The organism is Bradyrhizobium oropedii (genome assembly GCF_020889685.1).
GTDB lineage: Bacteria > Pseudomonadota > Alphaproteobacteria > Rhizobiales > Xanthobacteraceae > Bradyrhizobium > Bradyrhizobium oropedii.
This window is the reverse complement of record NZ_JACMYO010000116.1, coordinates 21,157-27,695: the sequence shown is the minus strand read 5'-3', so window position 1 is coordinate 27,695 and position 6,539 is coordinate 21,157. Positions and strand designations below refer to the sequence as shown.

Here is a 6,539-nt window from a genome sequence, read left to right as displayed (position 1 = left end):
CGAAACCGTCGAGCTCGAGGTCCCGGTCGACCGGGCCTTTGAGATGACGCTGCGGCTGGTGAACCGCCGCAAATGGCTGGTCATCGACGCGCGCGCGCCGCAGCCGCCGCGCCGGATCGGGCGCATCGAGGCGGTGGCACGCACGCCGATCATGGGTTTCCGCGAGGACGTGTCGATCCGGGTCACGCCCGATGACGAGGACTCGCGCGTCGATATCCGCTCGGCGTCGCGCTATTTCGACACCGATCTCGGCAGCAACGCCGCGCGGGTCAAGAAGCTGATCGAGGACATCAACACCGCCGCGGAAAACGACAATTCCAAGCCGGCGAAGAAGGCTGCACCCGTTGCGCCCAAGGCGCCGCCGGCGAAGACGGTGAAGAAATAACCTCTCGCTGCGGCAGACATGCTCCCTCGCCCCGCTCTTGCGGGGAGAGGGTTGGGGTGAGGGGCTTCTATCCGCGAGCGTGATGGTAGGACTGAGCCTGTGGCTTGCCCCTCACCCGAAATTCGAGCTGCGCTCGAATTTCGACCTCTCCCCGTGAGGAACGGGGCGAGGTTAAGAGGCCATCCGGTACGAGCCGCCGATCACCGGATCGCCATCGGTCGCCACGACACCGCGCGCGACCAGATCTTCCAAATGGGCCAGCACCGAATAGCCGGCGGCGTTGGCGAGGCGCGGATCGAGCCCGATATAGATCGCCCGCACCATGGTCGGGATGTCGGCCTCACCCTTGCCGAGGCGATGCAGGATCGACGCCTCGCGCGCCCGACGGTGCCGCGCCAGGAAGCGGACGAAGCGCGGGCCCTCCGGGATCTCCGGGCCGTGACCGGACAAATAAAGCTGCTCGGGACGCTGCTCCAGCCGCTCCAGCGAGGCCATGTAGTCGATCATCGAGCCGTCGGGCGGCGCCACGATCGAGGTCGACCAGCCCATCACGTGATCGCCGACGAAATTGATGCTGCGCTCGGTCCAGGCAAACGCCAAATGATTGGCGGTGTGGCCGGGGGTGGCGACCGCCTCCAGCGCAAAGCCCGCGCCCTCGATGAGGTCGCCGTGCCTGACCTCGACGTCGGGCCGGAAATCGCGATCGGCGCCGGATTCCGGATTGTGCTTCTCGCTCTCGAAGCGCGGGCGCGAGGCGCGGTGCGGCCCCTCGGCATAAACAGGCGCGCCGGTCGCAGCCTTGATCCGCGGCGTATTCGGCGAATGGTCGCGATGGGTATGGGTGACCAGGATGTGGGTCACCGTCTCACCCTTGACCGCATCGAGCAGCGCCTTCGCATGCGCCTCGTCGTCGGGACCGGGATCGATGATCGCGACCTTGCCCTGCCCGACGATGTAGCTGACCGTGCCGGTGAAGGTGAACGGGCTCGGATTGTTGCAGAGGACACGGCGGACGCCGGGGCGGACCTGTTCGACCACGCCGGGCTTCAGCGGAAAATCGCGGTTGAACGGGATGTCGTCGTTGTCGGCCATGGGATCCGATTCCTTGTGAGCCGTCATCCCCGGATGAGCGCTTCGCGCTCACTCGGGAGGTGCGAGCTCTTGCGAGCCCCGAAGGATGTCGGGCACCACCTCGCGTCATCCTTCGAGGCGCGCCGAAGAGGCGCGCACCTCAGGATGACGCCTCCGGGATTACGAGAACGCCTGAATGCCGGTGATCGCGCGTCCGAGGATCAGCGCGTGGACGTCATGCGTGCCCTCATAGGTGTTCACCGTCTCGAGGTTCGCGGCGTGGCGCATCACGTGATACTCGATCTGGATGCCGTTGCCGCCGTGCATGTCGCGCGCCATGCGGGCGATGTCGAGCGACTTGCCGCAATTGTTGCGCTTGACGATCGAGATCATCTCCGGCGCCATCTTGCCCTCGTCCATCAGGCGGCCGACGCGCAACGAGGCCTGCAGGCCGAGCGCGATTTCGGTCTCCATATCGGCGAGCTTCTTCTGCACCAGCTGGGTGGCGGCGAGCGGCCGGCCAAACTGCTTGCGGTCGAGCGTGTACTGGCGCGCGCGGTGCATGCAGTCCTCGGCAGCGCCGAGCGCACCCCAGGATATGCCGTAGCGGGCGCGGTTGAGGCAGCCGAACGGACCCTTGAGCCCGGAGACGTTGGGCAGCAGCGCGCTTTCCGGCACCACCACGTTGTCGAGCACGATCTCGCCGGTGATCGAGGCACGCAAGCTGAGCTTGCCGCCGACCTTCGGCGCCGACAGGCCCTTCATGCCCTTCTCGAGGATGAAGCCGCGGATCTGGTTGTCGTGCGCGGCGGACTTGGCCCACACCACGAACACGTCGGCGATCGGCGCATTCGAGATCCACATCTTGGCGCCGTTCAGCTTGTAGCCGTCGGCGACCTTCTCGGCGCGGGTCTTCATGCCGCCGGGATCGGAACCGGCGTCCGGCTCGGTCAGGCCGAAGCAGCCGACCCATTCTCCGGTCGCGAGCTTGGGGAGATATTTCTTGCGCTGGTTCTCGTCGCCATAGGCGTAGATCGGATACATCACTAGCGACGTCTGCACCGAGTTCATCGAGCGGTAGCCAGAATCAACACGCTCGATCTCGCGCGCGACGAGGCCATAGGCCACGTAGCTCGCATTGGCGCAGCCATATTCCTCGGGCAGCGTCACGCCGATCAGGCCGAGCTCGCCCATCTCGTTGAAGATCTCGCGGTCGGTCTTCTCTTCCAGATAGGCCTTGGTGACCCGCGGCAACAGCTTGTCCTGCGCATAGGCCCGCGCAGTGTCGCGGATCAGGCGTTCGTCTTCGGTGAGCTGGTCGTCGAGCAGGAACGGATCATCCCACTGGAAGCTGGCGGCAGCCGGCTTGTCCTTGGACTGGGGGCGCACGCTCATGAAACATCCTTTCGCATCGTCACTCGGAAATTGGCGGATAAATTAAAGCGCTATGCTGCGAAGCGCAATTGAATTGGACGTATGCCATTCGGGGGCGATGCGCACGCATCGCGCCCGGAATGACCCGCATCAGCCGTCGAACTTCTCATTCGACACGATCTCGATGCCGAAACCGGACAACCCCTTGTAGTCATGCACCGACGAGGTCAGGTGCCGGATCGAGGTGATGCCGAGATCGCGCAGGATCTGGGCGCCGACGCCGACCTCGCGCCATTGCTTGTTGCGATCGGCTTCCGCCGACTTCTGCTCGCCGACCGGCTGGACCGGAACACCGGCGGCACCGTCGCGCAGATATACCAGCACACCACGGCCGGCAGCCTTGAAGTGCCGCAGCACGGCTTCCATCCGCGCCGGCCCTGTGAACAGGTCTTTCACGATGTTGGGCTTGTGCAGCCGCGTCAGCACGTCCCTGCCATCGCCGATGCCGTTATAGACGAAGGCGGCATGCATGATCTCGTCGAAAGGTGAGCGATAGGCATAGCCCTGCAGCGGGCCGATAGGGCTTTCGGTGGTGAAGGTCGCGACCCGCTCGATCAGCTTCTCGCGCGCCTGGCGATAGGCGATCATATCAGCGATCGTGACGTGCTTGAGCTTGTGGCGGGCGGCGAATTTCGCAACCTGCTCGCCCTTCATCACGGTTCCATCGTCGTTCATCAGCTCGCTAATGACGCCGACCGGCGGCAGGCCCGAGAGCCGGCACAGATCGACCGCGGCCTCGGTATGGCCGGAGCGCAGCAGCACGCCGCCGTCGCGCGCGATCAGCGGAAAGATGTGGCCGGGGCGCGCAAAATCATTGGCGCCGGCGTTGGGATTGGCGAGCGCGCGGCAGCAGGAGGCGCGTTCCTCGGCCGAGATGCCGGTGCCGCCATCGGGCTTGTAGTCGATCGAGACGGTGAACGCCGTGGTGTGGTTGGACTCGTTGTGCGCCACCATCGGGTCGAGCCGCAGCCGGCGGGCATCTTCGGTGGTGATCGGCGCGCAGACGATGCCGGAGGTGTGGCGGATGATGAAGGCCATCTTCTCCGCCGTGCAGAACGACGCCGCGACGATCAAATCGCCCTCGCCTTCCCGATCGTCATCGTCGGTCACGACGACGAGTTCACCCTTCGCAAAGGCTTGCAGCACTTCCTGGATCGTATCGGCCATTGTCCTGACATCTCGCTTTATGCAGGCAGTGGATTAGCCGGGTTCCGATGTCAGCGCCAGTATCATTATGCAACCCGCCATGCGTCCGGCAGGCATCGTCGGCAGGCATACCAGGACGGTGGCCGGAGCCCGTCGCCGGCTTCTACGGCAGCACCTCGCGCCGGTCGCTGAGCTGGGCGTCCAGCTCGGCGCGCTTGTCGTCGAGCAGGCCGGCGTCGGCGGCCTCGATCACCGAATAGAGCTCACCGGCGTCGCTGAGCCGGGTCACCGTCACGTAGTCGGCGCCGGCCGTGTAGAGATCGTCGACACCGGTCAGGAGATCCGCGGTGGCGACGATCCGCGCGGTGGGATTCAAGGCGCGGACGTGACGCACCAGCTTCTCATTGTCGGCGCCGACCAGCAGGAAATCCGGCACGCTCAGAATGATGATCTCGGCCTTGCCGATGCCGGCGTGAACCAGCGTGTCGACATTGCTGATGTCGCCATAGATCACATGCATGCCGCGGTCGGACAGCGTGCGGAACACCAGCGGATTGAAATCGATGACGCTGATCTGCTCGAGCAGCGACTGGTTCTGCCGCTCGATCTGGCTGATCAGTGCGCTCGCCGCACGGAAAAAGCCGAGGATCACGATGCGCCGGATCTCGCCATGTCCGCCCTCCTGGCCGCCATCACCGCGGCCCTCGCCCACGTGGTCGAGATCGCGCAGCCCGATTCGCTTCAACGGACCGATCAGGCCGCGCACGATCTGATCGCTGCGGCCCATCGCGAAGGTCGAGAGCACCGCCAGCACCACGAAGGCGAACGAGACCGCATTGGCGGTTTCGGTTCCGATGTGGTTGGCGGCGACGCCGGTCTGGATCACCACCAGCGAGAACTCGGATATCTGCGCCAGATTGATCGCCGGCAGCAGGCTGGCGCGCAGGCCCTGCTTCATCAGATAGAGCGGCGTGAAGGTCGTGACCAGGCGGCTCGCCACCGTGAAGGCCGCGATGACCAGCGCAAGCCAGATCACCGAGAGGCCGGGAATCGGGATCGTCATGCCGAGCGCGACAAAGAACAGCGTGATGAAGAAATCCCGCAGCGTCGTGACCTTGGCGGTGACGTCGAGCGCGTAGGGAAAGGTCGAGATCGAGACGCCGGCGACCAGCGAGCCCATCTCCCGCGACAGATGCAGCCGCTCGGCGATCTCGCCGATCAGGAAGCACCAGGCGAGCGCGCCGAGCAGCACGAGCTCGGGCCGGCGCGCAATCTGGTGGAACAGCCGCGGCAGCACGTAGCGGCTCAGCACCAGCGCGGTCACAACCAGCACCGCAACGCGGGCGATCGACAGCAGCACGACGCTGATCTGCAGATTGTCCAGGCTCGGCTGCACCGCCAGGAACAGGATCGCGAAGATGTCCTGCAGCACCAGCACGCCGAGCGTGATCCGGCCCGGCAGCGTATCCAGCTCGCGCTTCTCGTAGAGCACCTTGACGATGATGACGGTCGAGGACAGCGCGCAGGCGACGCAGAGATAGACCGCATCGAACTTGCCGCCGCCGATCGCAAGCCCGATTCCGGCGAAGAACGCGACACCGATCAGGCAGCCGCCGATCAGCTCGCCGGCACCGGCGAACAGGATGACCTTGCCGGCGCGGATGATCTTCTTGAGGTCGATTTCCAGCCCGATCATGAACAGCATGAAGATCAGGCCGAGTTCGGAGATGACGCTGATCGATTCCTGGGACTTGACCCAGCCCATGCCGAATGGACCAATGAAAAAGCCGGCGATAAGGTACGCCAGTATCAGCGGTTGCCGGGAGAAATGGGCAAGCAGCCCGATCCCCCAGGCAAGCAGGATACAGAGCGTGATATCGGGAATCAGTTCATGCATGCGTCAAAGACTTCCTGTTGCCGCAACCTAGAGGGCCGGGCGTGAGGATCAACCGAGCAATGTGTCACATCCGCGCAGGCCGCATTTTTCTGGCAGTTTTGCTCTGCCTGCTCACCGTGCGCTTGCCGGACGCGCTAGCACAATCCTCGGCAAGTATTGAACAAAATTTCGCGAACTCGCTGACGGCGGTGCCATCGGAAGGCCTCACCGCCTCGGGTGCATTCTACGTGCCGGTGTATTCCAGCGTGTCGATGAGCCAGGGCAAGCTCAGGGCCGATTTCTCGGTGACGCTCAGCGTGCACAACGCCTCCGAGACCAAACCGCTGGTGCTGAAGCGGATCGCCTATTTCGACACATCAGGCAAGATGGTGGAGAGCTACCTCAAATCACCGATCGCGCTAAAACCGTTCGCGACGGTCGAGGTTGCGATCGCCACGACCGATACCCGCGGCGGCACCGGCGCGAATTTCGTGGTCGATTGGGCGGCTGCCGGCGAGATCGCGGAACCGGCGGTCGAGGCCTTGATGGTCGGCAGCGTCGGCGCCGGGCACTACGCCTTCATCAGCCAGGGCCGCCCGGTCCGGCTGGTGGGCAAGAACTGACTTC

The 6,539-nt window shown here is 64.7% G+C and carries 6 protein-coding genes; 2 read left to right on the top strand and 4 right to left on the bottom strand.

What is annotated here, in order from left to right; all coding sequences use genetic code 11:
* Positions 1 to 385 (top strand): DUF1499 domain-containing protein (locus tag H8A95_RS27750; RefSeq protein ID WP_229186098.1); only part of this gene is annotated, 385 nt, incomplete at its 5' end.
* 171 nt (positions 386 to 556) lie between these two features.
* On the opposite strand, the gene H8A95_RS27745 is transcribed toward H8A95_RS27750, so the two are convergent.
* From H8A95_RS27745 to H8A95_RS27730, 4 genes are all read right to left on the bottom strand, one after another.
* A complete protein-coding gene (locus H8A95_RS27745; protein ID WP_229186097.1) occupies positions 557 to 1,477 on the bottom strand; it encodes an MBL fold metallo-hydrolase in 921 nt (306 codons plus the stop codon).
* 159 nt (positions 1,478 to 1,636) lie between these two features.
* The gene (locus H8A95_RS27740) at positions 1,637 to 2,851 is read right to left on the bottom strand and encodes an acyl-CoA dehydrogenase (protein WP_229186096.1); all 1,215 of its coding nucleotides are present in this window, start codon (positions 2,849 to 2,851) and stop codon (positions 1,637 to 1,639) included.
* Between the two features lie 129 nt (positions 2,852 to 2,980).
* Positions 2,981 to 4,057, bottom strand: a complete 1,077-nt coding sequence (ribB, locus tag H8A95_RS27735; protein WP_229186095.1) for a 3,4-dihydroxy-2-butanone-4-phosphate synthase — start codon at positions 4,055 to 4,057, stop codon at positions 2,981 to 2,983.
* 142 nt (positions 4,058 to 4,199) lie between these two features.
* Positions 4,200 to 5,933, bottom strand: a complete 1,734-nt coding sequence (locus H8A95_RS27730; protein ID WP_229186094.1) for a cation:proton antiporter — start codon at positions 5,931 to 5,933, stop codon at positions 4,200 to 4,202.
* A 59-nt stretch (positions 5,934 to 5,992) separates the two neighbouring features.
* On the opposite strand from H8A95_RS27730, the gene H8A95_RS27725 reads away from it, so the two are divergent.
* Positions 5,993 to 6,535, top strand: a complete 543-nt coding sequence (locus H8A95_RS27725; protein WP_229186093.1) for a DUF3124 domain-containing protein — start codon at positions 5,993 to 5,995, stop codon at positions 6,533 to 6,535.
* Positions 6,536 to 6,539: the final 4 nt, after the last annotated feature.